Source organism: Isoptericola sp. AK164 (genome assembly GCF_029643425.1).
GTDB lineage: Bacteria > Actinomycetota > Actinomycetes > Actinomycetales > Cellulomonadaceae > Isoptericola > Isoptericola haloaureus.
Genome location: NZ_CP119106.1, coordinates 1,820,707 through 1,836,071, shown reverse-complemented (window position 1 = coordinate 1,836,071; position 15,365 = coordinate 1,820,707). Strand labels below are relative to the sequence as shown.

Annotated in this window: 19 protein-coding genes and 1 riboswitch; of the genes, 14 read left to right on the top strand and 5 right to left on the bottom strand. The window is 73.1% G+C overall.

Annotation, left to right across the window (positions count from 1 at the left end; genetic code table 11):
• Positions 1-5: 5 nt before the first annotated feature.
• A complete protein-coding gene (locus tag PO879_RS08480; RefSeq protein WP_278234477.1) occupies positions 6-551 on the bottom strand; it encodes a GNAT family N-acetyltransferase in 546 nt (181 codons plus the stop codon).
• 38 nt (positions 552-589) lie between these two features.
• Here PO879_RS08480 and rpe point away from each other — a divergent pair, with 38 nt between their 5' ends.
• From rpe to PO879_RS08460, 4 genes are all read left to right on the top strand, one after another.
• The gene (gene rpe, locus PO879_RS08475) at positions 590-1,252 is read left to right on the top strand and encodes a ribulose-phosphate 3-epimerase (protein ID WP_278234476.1); all 663 of its coding nucleotides are present in this window, start codon (positions 590-592) and stop codon (positions 1,250-1,252) included.
• Positions 1,253-1,394: 142 nt separating this feature from the next.
• The gene (locus PO879_RS08470; RefSeq protein ID WP_171245821.1) at positions 1,395-1,658 is read left to right on the top strand and encodes a phosphoribosyl-ATP diphosphatase; all 264 of its coding nucleotides are present in this window, start codon (positions 1,395-1,397) and stop codon (positions 1,656-1,658) included.
• An 80-nt stretch (positions 1,659-1,738) separates the two neighbouring features.
• The gene (gene hisG / locus PO879_RS08465; protein WP_278234475.1) at positions 1,739-2,587 is read left to right on the top strand and encodes an ATP phosphoribosyltransferase; all 849 of its coding nucleotides are present in this window, start codon (positions 1,739-1,741) and stop codon (positions 2,585-2,587) included.
• 4 nt (positions 2,588-2,591) lie between these two features.
• Entirely contained in the window at positions 2,592-3,050 is a 459-nt protein-coding gene (locus tag PO879_RS08460; RefSeq protein WP_278234474.1) for a PH domain-containing protein, read from the top strand.
• Positions 3,051-3,067: 17 nt separating this feature from the next.
• Here PO879_RS08460 and PO879_RS08455 read toward each other — a convergent pair whose 3' ends face one another.
• On the bottom strand, positions 3,068-4,879 hold the full coding sequence (locus PO879_RS08455; RefSeq protein WP_278234473.1) for a DEAD/DEAH box helicase: 1,812 nt from the start codon (positions 4,877-4,879) through the stop codon (positions 3,068-3,070).
• 273 nt (positions 4,880-5,152) lie between these two features.
• Here PO879_RS08455 and PO879_RS08450 point away from each other — a divergent pair, with 273 nt between their 5' ends.
• From PO879_RS08450 to PO879_RS08415, 8 genes are all read left to right on the top strand, one after another.
• Positions 5,153-5,755: a CDP-alcohol phosphatidyltransferase family protein gene (locus tag PO879_RS08450; RefSeq protein WP_278237491.1), complete on the top strand. Its 603-nt coding sequence runs from the start codon at positions 5,153-5,155 to the stop codon at positions 5,753-5,755.
• Positions 5,752-6,606, top strand: a complete 855-nt coding sequence (locus PO879_RS08445) for a DUF881 domain-containing protein (RefSeq protein WP_278234472.1) — start codon at positions 5,752-5,754, stop codon at positions 6,604-6,606. Before PO879_RS08450 ends, PO879_RS08445 begins: the two co-directional genes overlap by 4 nt.
• The gene (locus PO879_RS08440) at positions 6,603-6,935 is read left to right on the top strand and encodes a small basic family protein (protein WP_278234471.1); all 333 of its coding nucleotides are present in this window, start codon (positions 6,603-6,605) and stop codon (positions 6,933-6,935) included. Before PO879_RS08445 ends, PO879_RS08440 begins: the two co-directional genes overlap by 4 nt.
• A 2-nt stretch (positions 6,936-6,937) precedes the next feature.
• Positions 6,938-8,101: a DUF881 domain-containing protein gene (locus PO879_RS08435; RefSeq protein ID WP_278234470.1), complete on the top strand. Its 1,164-nt coding sequence runs from the start codon at positions 6,938-6,940 to the stop codon at positions 8,099-8,101.
• Positions 8,102-8,206: 105 nt separating this feature from the next.
• Positions 8,207-8,683 carry an FHA domain-containing protein gene (locus PO879_RS08430; RefSeq protein WP_278234469.1) on the top strand — a complete coding sequence of 159 codons (477 nt, stop codon included), beginning with the start codon at positions 8,207-8,209 and terminating at the stop codon, positions 8,681-8,683.
• 80 nt (positions 8,684-8,763) lie between these two features.
• Entirely contained in the window at positions 8,764-9,423 is a 660-nt protein-coding gene (locus PO879_RS08425; RefSeq protein WP_278234468.1) for a MerR family transcriptional regulator, read from the top strand.
• A gap of 91 nt (positions 9,424-9,514) precedes the next feature.
• Positions 9,515-10,015, top strand: coding sequence for a bifunctional nuclease family protein (locus PO879_RS08420; RefSeq protein WP_278237490.1), 501 nt, complete (start codon positions 9,515-9,517; stop codon positions 10,013-10,015).
• A gap of 182 nt (positions 10,016-10,197) precedes the next feature.
• Positions 10,198-10,785, top strand: a complete 588-nt coding sequence (locus PO879_RS08415; protein WP_278234467.1) for a MerR family transcriptional regulator — start codon at positions 10,198-10,200, stop codon at positions 10,783-10,785.
• Between the two features lie 70 nt (positions 10,786-10,855).
• Here PO879_RS08415 and PO879_RS08410 read toward each other — a convergent pair whose 3' ends face one another.
• Both PO879_RS08410 and PO879_RS08405 read right to left on the bottom strand, forming a co-directional pair.
• The gene (locus PO879_RS08410; protein WP_278234466.1) at positions 10,856-12,136 is read right to left on the bottom strand and encodes a phospholipase D-like domain-containing protein; all 1,281 of its coding nucleotides are present in this window, start codon (positions 12,134-12,136) and stop codon (positions 10,856-10,858) included.
• A 4-nt stretch (positions 12,137-12,140) separates the two neighbouring features.
• Positions 12,141-13,247 carry a tyrosine-type recombinase/integrase gene (locus PO879_RS08405; protein ID WP_278234465.1) on the bottom strand — a complete coding sequence of 369 codons (1,107 nt, stop codon included), beginning with the start codon at positions 13,245-13,247 and terminating at the stop codon, positions 12,141-12,143.
• 99 nt (positions 13,248-13,346) lie between these two features.
• Here PO879_RS08405 and PO879_RS08400 point away from each other — a divergent pair, with 99 nt between their 5' ends.
• Both PO879_RS08400 and PO879_RS08395 read left to right on the top strand, forming a co-directional pair.
• Entirely contained in the window at positions 13,347-14,057 is a 711-nt protein-coding gene (locus PO879_RS08400; RefSeq protein WP_278234464.1) for a hypothetical protein, read from the top strand.
• A gap of 176 nt (positions 14,058-14,233) precedes the next feature.
• Positions 14,234-14,300: riboswitch (guanidine-III (ykkC-III) riboswitch) on the top strand.
• A gap of 12 nt (positions 14,301-14,312) precedes the next feature.
• Entirely contained in the window at positions 14,313-14,627 is a 315-nt protein-coding gene (locus PO879_RS08395) for a multidrug efflux SMR transporter (protein WP_278234463.1), read from the top strand.
• A 4-nt stretch (positions 14,628-14,631) separates the two neighbouring features.
• Here the strand turns inward: PO879_RS08395 and PO879_RS08390 are convergent, their stop codons facing one another.
• Positions 14,632-15,237: a GNAT family N-acetyltransferase gene (locus tag PO879_RS08390; protein ID WP_278234462.1), complete on the bottom strand. Its 606-nt coding sequence runs from the start codon at positions 15,235-15,237 to the stop codon at positions 14,632-14,634.
• Positions 15,238-15,365 lie beyond the last annotated feature (128 nt).

The window sequence follows — 15,365 nt, the reverse complement described above, 5'->3', positions numbered from 1 at the left end:
GACTGTCAGTGCAGCGTGCGCTGCATCAGCATCGTGCTGACGTCCCGGCCGTGCTTGCGCCCCACGTCGCGCAGCACGCCGACGACCTCGAACCCGAGCCGGCGGTGCAGCGGCACCGACCCGGCGGCCGCCGGGTCGTCGGCGACCACGGCGATCACCTGGCGCACGCCGGCGACCGTGCAGGCGTCCAGCAGCGCCGACAGCAGCCGCGTCCCGACGCCGCGGCCCTGCGCCGACGGGGTCAGGTAGATCGTGTCCTCGACCGTGTCGCGGTACGCGGCCTTCGGGCGCCACGGCGCGGCGTAGGCGTAGCCGACCACCCCGCCGTCGAGCTCGGCGACGAGGAAGGGCAGGCCGCGGGCGTCGGCCTCGGCCAGACGGCCGCGCCAGTCGGCGTCGGTCGGCGGCTGCTCGTCGAACGTGACGGCGGTGCGCGCCACGTACGGGGCGAGGACCGCGGCGACGGCGTCGAGATCGGCCGCCGTGGCGCGCCGCACGTGCGGGCGCATCACCGTCGTGGAGGCGTCGTCGGGGGAGGGGAGGGCAGCCACGGGGCGAGCGTAGACCGTGGGCGTCCTAGGCTGTGCCCATGCCTGCGCTGATCCACCCCAGCATCCTGTCGGCCGACTTCGCGAACCTCGAGCGCGACCTGCACGCCATCGCGACGGCGGACGCCGCGCACGTCGACGTCATGGACTACCACTTCGTGCCGAACCTGACGCTCGGCCTGCCGGTCTTCGAGCGGCTCGTGGAGGTCTCCCCGGTGCCGGTGGACGGCCACCTGATGATCGCCGACCCCGACCGCTGGGCGCCGGCGTACGCCGAGGCGGGTGCGGCGTCGGTGACCTTCCATGCCGAGGCGGCCCAGGCTCCGGTGCGCCTCGCCCGCGAGCTGCGCCGCCTGGGTGCGCGTGCCGGGGTGGCGCTGCGTCCGGCGACGCCCGTCGAGCCCTACCTCGACCTGCTCGCCGAGGTCGACATGATCCTCGTCATGACGGTCGAGCCCGGGTTCGGCGGCCAGTCGTTCATCGACGGCACGCTGCCCAAGATCCGCCGCGCCCGGGCGGCGATCAGCGAGCAGGACCTCGACGTGCACATCCAGGTCGACGGGGGAGTGTCCCGCTCCACGATCGAGCGGGCCGCCGAGGCCGGGGCGAACGTCTTCGTGGCCGGCTCCGCGGTCTACGGGGCGGACGACGTCCCGGCCGAGATCGAGACGCTGCGGGCGATGGCGGACCAGCACACCCACTGAGAGGCGTCGGGGCACCGACGCCTGTCGTCGGTGATCGCCGCATCCTGAAAAATAGTGTGCCAAGCACCCTGATGACGCACCTCACCGTCCACACGACGGAACGAGGCAAGGACGCCAGGGACCCGCCGTCTAGGCTGGGGGTGTGAAGACCTTCGACTCCCTGTTCGCCGAGCTGTCAGCCAAGGCCGAGTCCCGTCCCGCCGGGTCGGGGACCGTCGCGCAGCTGGACGCCGGCGTCCATGCGATCGGCAAGAAGATCGTGGAGGAGGCCGCCGAGGTCTGGATGGCGGCCGAGCACGAGTCCGACGAGGCGGCCGCCGAGGAGATCTCGCAGCTGCTCTACCACCTGCAGGTGCTGATGCTGGCCAAGGGGCTCACGCTGGAGGACGTCTACGACCATCTGTGAGCGCCCTCGGGTGCTCCCGCGCACCCGGGCAGCGCGCTCCGACGTCTTCCTGCCGCTCCGTCCCAGAACGAGGTAAACCGTTGCTCCGCATCGCCGTCCCCAACAAGGGTTCGCTGTCCACGCCCGCCACCGAGATGCTGCGCGAGGCGGGCTACCGCCAGCGCCGTGACAACCGTGAGCTGGTGCTCACCGACGTCGACAACGACGTCGAGTTCTTCTTCCTGCGTCCTCGCGACGTGGCCGTCTACGTCGGTGCCGGCACCGTCGACGTCGGGATCACCGGCCGCGACCTGCTGCTGGACTCCGGCGCCGAGGCGGTCGAGCACCTGCCGCTCGGGTTCGCCGGCTCCACCTTCCGCTTCGCCGCGCCGGCGGGCAGCGCGACCCAGGTCGAGGACATCGCCGGCAAGCGCGTCGCGTCGTCGTACACGACGCTCGTCGCGGGCTACCTGGCCCGTCAGGGCATCGAACCGTCGGCGATCGTCCACCTGGACGGTGCGGTGGAGAGCTCGGTCCGGCTCGGCGTCGCGGACGTCATCGCCGACGTCGTCGAGACGGGCAGCACGCTGCGTGCCGCGGGCATGGAGGTCTTCGGCGAGCCGATCCTGCGCTCCGAGGCGGTGATGATCCGGCACGCCCACCAGGACGAGCCCGTCGGCCTCGACGTCCTGACCCGCCGTCTGCAGGGCGTGATCACCGCCCGCGAGTACGTCCTGCTGGACTACGACGTGCCGATGGAGCTCGTCGACGCCGCGGTCGCCGTCACGCCGGGCTTCGAGTCGCCCACCGTGTCCCCGCTGCACAACGGCCACTCGGCCGCCGTGCGGTCCATGGTGCGTCGCGCCGACACCAACCGGGTGATGGACGCCCTCTACGAGGTGGGCGCCCGCGGGATCCTGGTGACCTCGATCCTCGCCTCGCGCCTCTGACCCGATGTCCGACGACGGCACCGGGCCCGCGTACCGCACGTTCCGTCCGTTCTGGGCGAGGGTGTCGGTGGCGATCACCGGTGCCGTCGCGGCCGGAGGCAGCCTGCTGGTCGGGCTCTTCGCACCGACGGGAGTCCTCCTGGGGGAGGGCACCCGGCTGACGTTCGTCCTCTTCGCCGTGTTCGTCGTCTGGCTGCTCTGGCGGCTGGGCGGCGTGCACGCCCGGCCCGACGACGACGGTCTGACCGTCCGCAACGTCGTGCGCACCCGGCGGGTCGCCTGGCCGGAGATCGTCGCCGTGCGCATGACTCCGAACGACCCGTGGGTCGTCCTGGACCTGGCCGACGGTGGCACGCTCGCCGTCATGGCGATCCAGCGCGCCGACGGTGAACGGGGCATGGCCGAGGCGCGTCGGCTGCAGTCCCTCGTGCAGCGGCTGGGCGAGGCGCCCGACGTCGACTGACGCCGGGCGCCTCGTCGTCAGGCCGTGTGCGCCGGGCGACGCTCGCTGCGCGGGGCGCGAGCCTGCGGCGCACCCTTGTCCGGAGCGATGCGCAGCTGGCGGCCGGCCACGTTGGCCCGGCCGATCTTGTTCATGGCCGCGTCGTCGAGCGGCTTGGTGATGTCGACCAGCGAGAAGCTGCCGAAGATGTCGATCTTGCCGATGTCGGCACCACGCAGGCCGCCCTCGTTCGTCAGCGCACCGACGATGCCGCGGGGCTGGGCGCCGTGGGCGTGGCCGACGGCGACCCGGTAGCGGGTGCCCTCGGCCGCACGGCGGATACCGCGGGGGCGGTCCCCGTCGCGGTCGGCGCGGGGGTGGCGCCGGGTGCGGTCGCCGTCGCGGTCCGAGCGCTCGGCGCGCTTCGTCTCACGGGTGCGACCGCCCTTGACCTCGGCGCGCTCCTTCTCGTGCTCGGCCTGGGCGGCGAGGTGCTGCGGACCGTCGTCGCCCACCGCGAGCGCCAGCAGGGCGGCCGCGACCTGGGTGGGGTCGGGCGTGGTGCCGTCCTCGCCGGGCGTCAGGTGCTCGGTGAGGAGCTGCGTGTACAGGTCGAGCCGGCCGGCCTCGAGGCGCGTGGGCACCGTGGACAGGATGGTGCGTGCCCGGTGGGCGGAGACGTCCCGGGGGGAGGGGATCTCGGCCTCGACGAGGCGGGTGCGGATGGTGCGCTCGATGTGCTTGAGCTTGCCGCGCTCGTGGGGGGTCACGAAGGACAGGGCCTTGCCGGTGCGGCCGGCGCGGCCGGTGCGGCCGATCCGGTGGACATAGGCCTCGGCCTCGCGGGGCAGGTCGAAGTTGACGACGAGACCGATGCGGTCGACGTCGAGACCGCGGGCGGCGACGTCGGTGGCGACCAGGACGTCGAGGGCGCCGCTGCGCAGCCGCTCGACGATCTTCTCGCGCTCCTTCTGGGCGACGTCGCCGGAGATGGTGGCGGCGGAGACGCCGCGCTCGACCAGGGCGACGCCGACCTCCTCGGCGGCCGCACGGGTGCGGGTGAAGACGATGGTGGCGTCGGCGTCGGAGGTGGCCAGGACGCGGACCAGGGAGCCGACCTTGTGGCGGAACGGCACCACGGCGTAGGTCTGCTCGACGGTGGTGACGGTGCTGGACTGCCGGCTGACGGCGATCTGCACGGGGTCGGTGAGGTGGGTGTCGGCGACCTGGCGGATGGCAGGCGGCATGGTGGCGGAGAACAGGGCCACCTGCCGCTCGGCGGGTGCCTGGCCGAAGATGGTCTCGACGTCCTCGGCGAAGCCCATGCGCAGCATCTCGTCGGCCTCGTCCAGGACGAGGAACTTCACGGTGTCGAGGTGGAGCGCGCCGCGGTCGAGGTGGTCCATGACGCGGCCGGGGGTGCCGACGACGACGTGGACGCCGTCGCGCAGGGCGCGCTGCTGCGGCTGGTAGGGGGCCCCGCCGTAGACGGGCAGGACCTGCACGCCGGGCAGGTGGGTGGCGAAGGACTCGACGGCCTCGGCGACCTGCATGGCGAGCTCGCGGGTGGGGGCGAGCACGAGCGCCTGCACGTGGCCGCGGGAGACGTCGGCGTCGGCGTCGAGGGCGGCCAGCAGGGGCAGGCCGAAGGCGGCGGTCTTGCCGGTGCCCGTCTGGGCGACACCGGTGATGTCGCGGCCGGCGAGGAGCGCGGGGACGGCCTCGGCCTGGATGGGCGAGGGCGTGGTGAAGCCCAGGTCGTCGACGGCGCTCTGCAGCGGCGCAGGCAGGCCGAGGTCGCGGAAGGTGGGCTGGGCGTCGGTGGGCAGCGTGGAGTCAGGGGTGCTCATGAGCGATGACCGTTCGTCGGGTGCGGGGGAGTCCTGCGTCGCCGTGACGGCGAGGCGGTCGCTCGGTCCCGGACACACACCTGCCCCGCCGCTGATGACGGGACCCTTGAACACGCGGGAAGACGACGAACTCCGAAGGATGTCCCTCCATGCTACGGGGAGGGGCTCGCCGTGGGCAGTGCCCGGTCCGGTGAGTTTGCCCACTACGTCGTGCGGTGGCCGCCGGTGCGTAGGATGTGCGGGGTAGCAGCCCGGTGGACGCAGGCGGTGAACGTGCAGGCAGGTCGGCAGGCCGACTCGGCGGTGTGGACGGTGCCGAACGTCGTCAGCATGCTCCGGCTGGCGCTGGTCCCGGTGTTCGCGGTCCTCATCGTCACGGGCGAGGACGTGTGGGCGCTGGTGGTGCTGGCCGTGTCCGGGGCGACGGACTGGCTCGACGGCGTACTGGCGCGTCGTCTGAACCAGGTGACGAAGCTGGGTCAGATGCTCGACCCGGCCGCCGACCGGCTGTTCATCCTGGTGACCCTGATCGGCCTGGCGTGGCGCGAGGTCATCCCGTGGTGGGTGCTGGCCGTCATCGTGTCGCGCGACGTCATGCTGGCCTTCCTGGTGCGGCCGCTGGCACGCCGGGGGTACGGTCCGGTGCCGGTGACCTTCGTCGGCAAGGCCGGCACGTTCGCCCTGCTGTACGCGTTCCCGCTGCTGCTGCTGGCCTCGATGCCCGGTGGCGTCGGTGCGGTGGCGCACGTGGTCGGCTGGGCCTTCGCCTGGTGGGGCATCGGCCTGTACTGGTGGGCAGGTCTGCAGTACGTGCGTCATGTGCGCCGGCTGGTGGACGACGACCGAGACGACGCGCAGACGGAGGGTGCGGCATGAGTGTTCCGACGCAGCGGCGCCCTGACGAGTCGATGACGCTGCTGGTCGAGGTGATGGAGCGCCCGCTGGACCCCGGGTACGCGCAGGCGGCCGAGCGCCGGGCGGCCGGCGAGCGCCCGAGCCGTGCGACCTGGCTCCTGCTCGGTCTGGTGGCGGTGCTGCTGGGGCTGATGACGGTCGCCGCCGCGCAGCAGCTGCGAGCGCCGGTGGAGGGTGTCTCCGCCCGCGAGGTGCTCGAGGAGGAGATCACCGAGCGCCAGGCGATCGCCGACGACCTGCGGGAGCGGTCGGCCTCGTTGTCGGCGGAGATCGCGACGCTGAACGAGGAGGCGCTGGCGGCGCAGGACGCCGAGCTGCTGGACCGGGTGCGGCTGGACGGGGTGACGACCGGGTCGGTGCCCGTCTCCGGGCCCGGGCTGGTGGTGACGCTCAGCGACGGCGCCGCGGGCACGACGCCGGACGGCACGGCGTCGTCGGCGCCGGTGCAGGCCGTGGACCTGCAGCGGGTGGTGAACGCGCTGTGGGCCTCGGGCGCCGAGGCCATCAGCGTCGGCGGCGAGCGCCTGACGTCGGTGTCGGCGATCCGGCACGCCGGTCAGGCGATCATGGTCGACCTGGTGCCGCTGCCGGGACCGAGCTACGAGGTGCGGGCGATCGGTGACCCCGAGGCGATGCAGACCGCGTACGCTCGGACCGACGCGCCGGCCTACACCCAGCTGCTGTCGTCCCAGTACGGCATCGCGTCGTCGGTCTCGACGGCGGACTCGTTGGACCTGCCCGGCGTGGGCAGCCAGTTGTTGCGGTACGCGGAGCCGGTGGGTCCGGACGCAGACCAGGAGGGGAACTCATGATCGCCGTCGTCGGGCTCGTGATCGGCGTGGTGGCCGGTCTGCTGCTGGAGCCGACCGTGCCGGTGGCTCTGCAGCCGTACCTGCCCATCGCGGTGGTGGCGGCGCTGGACGCGTTGTTCGGTGGTCTGCGCGCCAAGCTGGACGGGATGTTCGACGACAAGGTCTTCGTGGTCTCGTTCCTGTCCAACGTGCTGGTGGCGGCGTTCATCGTGTTCCTGGGCGACCAGCTCGGGGTTGGGTCGCAGCTGTCGACCGCGGTGGTGGTCGTGCTGGGTATCCGGATCTTCTCGAACGCGGCCGCGATCCGACGGCACCTGTTCAAGGCGTGAGGATGAACGACAAGGACGAGCGCGAGGAGCCGGTGGAGCCGCGCGAGGACACCCCGGAGGCGCCCGAGGTCGCGGACGGGCCGCAGCCGGCCGTGGACCCGCTGGACCGGTCGGTCCCCGTGGAGCGCCTGGAGGACCGCGCACCGGCGCAGGCCGCGGACGCCCCCGAGGCGCCTGCGGGGGACACCGACGGGGCCGACACCGGGATCTCCGAGCTCGAGGACACCCCGCCCGAGCACGCCTCGCCGGAGGACGCCGCCGCGAGCGCTCCCGAGGACGAGCAGCCCGAGGACGAGCGGCCGGAGGACGCCGCCGCGAGCGCTCCCGAGGACGAGCAGCCCGAGGACGAGCGGCCGGAGGACGAGCGGGGAGCGCCTGCTGAGCAGGACGCCCACGAGTCCGCGGACGCGGACGAGCCCGCCGACGCCGAGCAGGCAGCGACCCCGGCCACCGGGTGGCGTGCGCTCGGCGAGGCCATGCACCCGCGCGGCAACCGGTCCCAGCTGCTGGCGGCGGTGCTGTGCGCGGCCCTGGGCTTCGCGCTCGTGGTCCAGGTCCAGCAGTCCTCCCAGGACCCGTTGTCCTCGGCCCGCCAGGACGACCTGGTGCGTCTGCTGGACGAGGTGACGCAGCGCGCCGAGCAGCTCGGCGACGAGGTGGCCGACCTCACCCGGACGCGCGACGAGCTGGCCTCGGGCACCGGGCAGGCCCAGGCCGCCCTGGAGCTGGCCGAGAACCGCGCGACGTCGGAGGGCATCCTGTCGGGCCGGCTGCCCGCCGTCGGGCCGGGCCTGGAGATCCGCATCAGCGACCCGCAGCGCGTGCTGGCGGCGTCGAAGCTGTTCAACATGCTCGAGGAGCTGCGCAACGCCGGCGCGGAGGTCGTGGCCGTCAACGACGTGCGGCTGGTGACGTCCACGTGGTTCATGGACGGCGAGGGCGGCGTCATCGTCGACGGCCGGCTGATCGAGCCGCCCTACCGGTGGCAGGTCATCGGCGACCCGGCGACGTTGACTCCGGCGCTGGAGATCCCCGGCGGTGCGCTGGCCGCCGTGCGCAACGACGGGGCGGAGGCCACCACCGTGGAGCGCGACGAGGTCGAGATCTCCGCCGTGCGGGTACCGAGCGAACCGCAGTACGCGACGCCGCAGCGCCCCGAGGAGTAGAACCACCCCCGTCGGGCCGCAGGGCCGCTTCCGTCCGTGGGTGGTGAGAAGATAGGTTGAGCGGACGACGGTGCACGTCGACCGTGTGATCCAGCAGGAGGACGAATGACGGACCCGCGCTCCAAGCCGCCGCACGAGGCCGGCGTGGACACCACCGCGCACCTCGGCCGGATCGGTGGCTCGACGGAGGAGCAGACCCCGCGCGTCCCGCTGACCGCCGAGGAGTCGGCCGCCGTGTCCGCGCTGCCCCGGCACTCCGCGCTGCTGGTCGTGCAGTACGGGTCCGGCGCCGTGGGCGAACGCTTCCTGCTCGACACCGACCGCACCGTGGCGGGCCGCAGCGAGCACGCCGACATCTTCCTCGACGACGTCACCGTCTCCCGCAAGCACGCCGAGTTCGTCCGTGAGGGCGACCGCTTCGTCGTGCGCGACATCGGCTCGCTGAACGGCACCTACCTCAACCGGGACCGGATCGACGCGGCCGTGCTCACCACCGGTGACGAGGTCCAGATCGGCAAGTTCCGCATGTCCTTCCACGCCAGCCCGCAGGCGCCCCGGGACATCCAGGCGCCGGGGTCGTGACAGCCGGTTCCGGGGCTGCCTCGGCTCCGGAGCCCGACGCGCCCGAGCCGTGGCCGCGGGGCATCTCGCGGCACGCCGGCATGCGCATCTCCGACGTGCTGAACCACCTGCGCGGAGACTTCCCGCACGTGTCGCACTCCAAGCTGCGCTTCCTGGAGGACCAGGGGCTCATCACGCCGGTGCGCACCCCGGCCGGGTACCGGCAGTACAGCCCCGCCGACGTCGAGCGGCTGCGGTTCGTCCTGGCCGAGCAGCGCGACTCCTACCTGCCGCTGAAGGTCATCAAGGAACGTCTCGCCGCCATGGACGCCGGCGAGCCCGCGCCCGCACCCTCGCCGCGCCTGGCCGTCCCCGCCGGGGCGCCGGGGGAGTCGCGGCGGCGCTGGACCGTGGAGTCGGTCGCCGAGACGACCGGCACCAGCGCCGAGCTGGTGCGGTCCCTGGTCACCGCCGGCGTGCTGCACACCACCCCGGACGGGGCCCTGGACGGCTCGGCCGCCGAGGTGGTCCGCATCGTGCAGCGCCTGACCGAGCACGGCATCGAGCCGCGCCACCTGCGCCCGCTGCGCTCCTCGGCCGACCGCCACGTCGCGCTCGTCGACCAGGCCGTGGCCCCGTACCGCAGCCAGCAGCGCGGCAACGGTGCCGAGGCCGCCGCCGACCTGGCCGCCGAGCTCGGCGAGCTGCTGGCCCGCCTGCACACCACCTGGGTCCGCCAGGGCACCCAGGGCACGGACTGACCACCTCCTGACGCGCCGTCCGGCACGGCGGAGGGCGCCGCGTCGTCGTACCGTGGAGAAGGTGGACAGAGACGAGGGCGCGCAGGCGCCCATGGTGCCGGTCGAGGTGCTCGGGGTGCGCCAGCAGCAGAACGACCAGGAGATCGTCGTGCTGCTCCTGGACACCTCCGCCGAGCTCGCCGTCCCCATCGTCATCGGTGCCCGCGAGGCCTCGGCCATCGCCATGGCGCAGGCGGGCGTGGCCACCCCGCGACCCATGACCCACGACCTGCTGCGCGACCTGCTCACCGCCGTCGGTGTCGAGCTCGACCAGGTCGAGATCGTCGCCCTGGACGGTGGCATCTTCTTCGCCGAGCTCGTGCTGTCCAACGGCACCCGGCTCGACTCGCGCGCGTCGGACGCGATCGCCCTGGCGGTGCGCACCGGCAGCCCGGTGCTGTGCTCGGCCGAGGTCGTGGCCGCCGCCGGCGTGGAGGTCGTCGACCTTGCCCAGCAGCGCGAGGTCGAGAAGTTCCGCGACTTCCTCGACCACGTCAACCCCGAGGACTTCACGGCGCCGGAGGGGGAGGAGAGCCCCGACACGCCACCCTGACCCTGCGGCCGGCGACGACGGGACGCGCGTATCCTCGAAGCACACCCTCGGCCGATGCCGAGCGGCCGCACCGCAGGTCACGGCTCGGCATCAGCCCGCGACACGCCGCGTGCGCCGGAGGCGACGTCGTTGACGGCCCCCCGGGGCCGCCATAGCGTGGAAGCGACATCACGGGAGGCACAGTGGACAGCAGTGGCGAGGCCAGCGCCTCGGTCGACCCCACCCCGGCAGGCGCCCAGGGCCTCCTGTTCGGCGAGGACCTCACGGAGCAGGACGCCGGGACCGGCTACCGCGGGACCACGGCCTGCCGCGTCGTGGGCATCACCTACCGCCAGCTCGACTACTGGGCCCGCACCGGGCTGGTCGAGCCGTCCATCCGTGCCGCCACCGGGTCGGGGACCCACCGGCTGTACAGCTTCCGCGACGTGCTCGTGCTCAAGATCGTCAAGCGGCTGCTCGACACCGGCGTCTCGCTGCAGCAGATCCGCACCGCGGTGACCCACCTGCGCGAACGCGGCGTCGAGGACCTGGCGCAGATCACCCTGATGAGCGACGGCGCCTCGGTGTACGAGTGCACCTCTCCCGACGAGGTCGTCGACCTCGTCCAGGGAGGGCAGGGCGTCTTCGGCATCGCCGTCGGACGGGTGTGGCGCGAGATCGAGGGCACCCTGTCCCAGATGCCGACCGAGTCCCTCGAGCAGGACGACCCGGAGGCCGTGCAGGCCGGCGACGAGCTCGCCGCGCGGCGTCGCGCGCGCACCGCCGGCTGACCGTTCCGCCCGTCGACCGCCGCGGTCCCGCGTGGCGGCCCGCCCCGGCGGTACGCCGTGGACGGACCTGTCAGAGCAGGGGCTCGAGCGGTTCCAGCACGCGCTCGGCGACCTTGTTGACGAACGAGCGGCCCAGCCACTCCTCGTAGGTCAGCTCCCGCGAGTTCGACTCGTCCATGCGGAACACGTCCTCGAGCCGGGCGGCGAGCCCCCGGTCGACGATGTCGAGGTTGATCTCGTAGTTGCCGGTGAGGCTGAGCCGGTCGATGTTCGCCGTGCCGACCGTCGCCCACCGGCCGTCGATCGTGGCCGTCTTGGCGTGCACCATCGCGCCCTGGTACAGCATGATCCGCACCCCGCCGCGGAGCAGCTTCGTGTACCGGCCCCGGGCGAGCCAGTCCGCGAGCGCGTGGTTGGACCGCTCGGGCACCAGGACACGCACGTCGACGCCGCGAGCAGCCGCCGCCAGCAGGGCCTGCAGGATGTCCCGGTCGGGGATGAAGTAGGCCTGCGTGATGTAGATGTGGCTGGTGGCGCGGTCGATCGCGTCGAGGTAGATGCCCCGGATGGGGAACACGAGGTCGCTGGGGGCATTGCGCGCGGCGCGCAGGGCCGGCTGCCAGTGCTCGGCGCCCTTGTCCTGCAGGACCGGGTGGCGCGGACCGCGCCACCGGTTCCAGAAGTCGACGAAGGCGTTGCGCAGCTCCCACACGGCGGGGCCCTCGATGCGCAGGTGCGTGTCGCGCCACTGCGTGGCGTACAGGTCGCCGATGTTGTACCCGCCCACGAAGGCGACCCGGTCGTCGACGACGAGGATCTTGCGGTGGTCACGACCCGAGTGGCGGATGTTGAGCGTCATCAGCCCGGCACGGAACGCGGGGAAGCGCAGGACGTGCACCTGGGGCGGGAAGACGAAGAACGACGGCGGCACGACGAGGTTCGCGAACCCGTCGTAGACGACGTAGACCTGGACCCCGCGGGCGCAGGCGTCGGCGATGGCCTGCTTGAACCGTTCGCCCGTGCGGTCGCCCTTCCAGATGTAGGACTCGAGCATGACCGTGTCCTCGGCGGACTCGATCGCCTCGATCATGTCCTCGTACAGGTCGGCGCCGAAGGTGTAGAGCGTGGCGTCGGACCCCTCGACGTCGGTGGTCGACGGCGGTGCGGTGGGGAAGCGGGCGTCCAGCGGGTGGCGTTGGCCGCGCACCTTGTCGATCGCCATGACGGCGGCGCCGGCGGTCACCGGGATGGCGGCCGCGACGGCCGCGGCGCGGCCGGCGAGTCGCAGGACTCGGCGCCAGTCGACCTGGACGTCGATGGGAAGGGCGGAGCGGAAGGATCCATCGGGCACAGGCTCACCGTAGCGACGACTCGGAGGATCTGCCCGGCGAATCGGACAGGTCCACCCGCGGGGCGTCCTCCAAGGAGCGTGCCAGGGGGTGGGTGCGCAGCGCGGCGGCCAGCTCGCCGTCGATGCGGTCGAGGTAGACGTCGGTGGTCGCGATCGAGGAGTGCCCGAGCAGCTCGGCGACGACCTTGACGTCCCACCCGTCGGCGACCAGCAGCGTCGCGGTGGTGTGCCGCAGCGCGTGCGGCGTCGTGGGGCGACGGTACGGCTCGGGCATCCGGGCCACCGCCCGGGCGAGCAGCGACCGCACCGCCTGGGTGTCCAGGCGGCGGCCCCGCCAGGACAGCAGCAGCGCGTCCTGGGCGTCCGCGTCGTCGGGACGGCGCTCGGCCAGCCGTGGCCGCAGCGTGGACAGGTAGGTCTCCAGCGCCCCGGCCAGGGGTGCCGTCAGGGCGACGGTCCGCGTGCCGCCGCCCTTGCCGAGGATCCGCCAAGACGTCTGGTCCGGCTCGCGGCGGAAGTCGGCGACGTCGGCGCGCACGAGCTCCGAGACGCGGGGGCCGAGGACCATCAGCAGCGCGACCACGAGGCGGTCGCGGGCCGCGAGCGCCTGGTCGTGGCGGGTGCGTTGCGTGGGGTCGGTGGCCTCCTGCTGGACGGTGCCGAGCAGGGCCTGGGCGGCCGAGGCCGACAGGGCGGTGCGCTGGACCCGGACGCGTTCGCGGACCTTGGCCGGGGGAGCGGCCCACTGCATCGGGTCGGCCTGGACCCAGGCGTGGCGGGCGGCGTGGGAGAAGAAGCGGGTCACCGACTGGCGGAACCGGTTCACGGTGGCCGTGGAGCGGCCGGGGCCGGTCTTGCGGGCGGGGTCGGTGAAGCGGCCGTCGGGTCCGGCCTGGTAGCGCACGAGCGCGGCGTCGACGTCGTCGCCGGTGACGTCGTCGAGCACCCGGTCCGGCCCGAGCAGGTCGACGAGCTCGCGCACGTCGCGACGGTAGGAGCGTTCGGTGGCGGCGGAGAGCACGCCCCGGACGGTCTCGACACGGACCGCGGCGAGGTAGCGCTCGGCGGCGTCGACGACGGAGACCCGTTCGGGGCGGGGCGGTGCGACCATCGGGTGCCTCTTTCGTCGGCCGGCGGCGGGGCGGGCGCAGGCCGGTGACCTGCGACGTCGTCGCTCACGATAGGGCGCACCTCTGACAGGGTGACCGGGATGCCCCGTTCTCTCGGCGCTCTCGCCGCCCTGCTGGTCCTGTCCGTGACGCTCCTGTCGGGCTGCACGCCGCCGCCGTCCTACGGTGCGGCGCTGGCCGACGGGGCCGAGCTGGGCGACACCCAGCCGTGGCCGGACTCGGTGCGCGGCGCGATGCCCGGCGTGGGCTACCGGGACCCGTACGGCGGCGCCGCGCCGGTGGACGTCGCCGACGCCGTGATCGTCGGGACGTTCACGGGGTGGCGGTCCGCCGAGCCCCGGCGGCCGGTGCACTGGAGCGGCGACGCCGACGAGTGGGACGTCTACAGCAGGGGAGCGGTGCTCGACCTCGCCGTGGACGAGGTCGTCTCGACCGGGCCGGACGTGACGGTGGGCGACACCGCGCGGGTGCTGCTGGCCGACGGCTTCTTCGAGGATCGCGACCTCGCCGACGTGGCCGACGAGCTCGTCGCCGTCGACCGGGTCGCCGTGTTCCTGAACCGACCGCTGTTCACCGAGCGGACGGGCTGGGTCGTCAGCCTGGACTGGAGCCTGCTGGGGGAGGTGGCCGGGGACGGAACGGTGACGTGGCCGGTGCTGACCGCGGCGCGCGCGGCGGAGGAGGAGCGCCGCGACGGCGAGGCGCTACCGCCGCAGCGGCAGGGCAGGACGCCGGGCAGTCTTCCGGTCGACGTGGCCACGCTGGCCGAGCTCCGGGCCGAGGCCGAGTGAGGGCCACCCGGCCTCGCGACGCGCAGGACTGCTCAGACAACTGTGTTGCCCTATACACAATGGTATGAGGTGATTGTCCGTTTCAGGATAGCAAGGTGCGCGCCGTGGTGCGCGACGTCACCAGATCGGCCGTTCTGCGAGCGTCCTGGCGTCCAGGCCGCGTGCTAGCGTCCGGGACAGAGTCCACGACCAGGACTCCCGGACGAGGGGTGCCGTACCCGGAGCGCGACAAGACGGCATCGGGGAGTGGTGGTCATGTCCTGGGTTCTTCTCGTGCTCTCCGGCGTGCTGGAAGCCGTGTGGGCGACCGCGCTGGACCGGTCGGACGGATTCAGCCGACTCGTGCCGTCGATCGTCTTCGGCGTGGCGCTGGCGGCCAGCATGGCCGGCCTGGCGTACGCGCTCCGCGAGCTGCCGGTCGGCACGGCCTACGCCGTCTGGGTCGGTATCGGCGCGGCGCTGACGGCCGGCTACGCCATGGCGACGGGCGCCGAACCGGTCACCGTGGTGCGCATCGCGCTGATCCTGGGGATCGTGGCCTGCGTCGCCGGGCTGAAGATCACCACCTGAGCAGCTAGCGCGACGGCGCCACGCTGCGGCGCATCACCGTGTTCTTCATGCCCTTGGGCCGGATGAAGTCGAAGCCGGCGCGCTCGTAGACGGCCTTGGTCCCGTTGTACAGGAACGACGAGGAGAGGCGGCGCTCGCCGGGGATGTGCGGGTAGCCCTCGACGATCCCTCCGCCGTCCCGTGCGATCAGGTCGAGGGCGCCCTGCAGCGCCACGGTCACCAGGCCGTGCTGGCGGAACCGCTTGTCGACGAAGAGGCAGGTGATCCGGTAGTCCGGCTCGAGGTCCTGCTCGGCGAGGTACTGCTTGAGGTGGTGGAGGCGGGGCAGCTCCGCCGGTGTCCCGTACTCGGCCCAGGCGACCGCTTCCTCGCCGTCGTCGCCCTCACGGACCACGAGCGCCGCGTGGGCGACACCCTCGTCGACGAGGCGCTTCTTGAACGCCCGGTTGCCGTCGTAGCCCGGGCCACGGTCGTCCCGGTCGGGATGGAAGTTGGTGCACCAGCACCCGCCGAAGATGCCGTGGTGGCGTTCCACGGGCGCGGCGAACAGCGGCCAGGTGTCCGGGGTCAGGGCCTTGATCGTCGTCGAGCCGGGGTCCTGGTGCGGCATGGTTCGACTGTAGTGAGCGGTGACCCCGGCGACCAGGGGTCGACCCGGGGGACGTGGAGCAGGCGCTCGAGCAGGGGTCCTCATCCCGCAAAATGACATAATGTACATTATCGGCCTACTGGGGATCC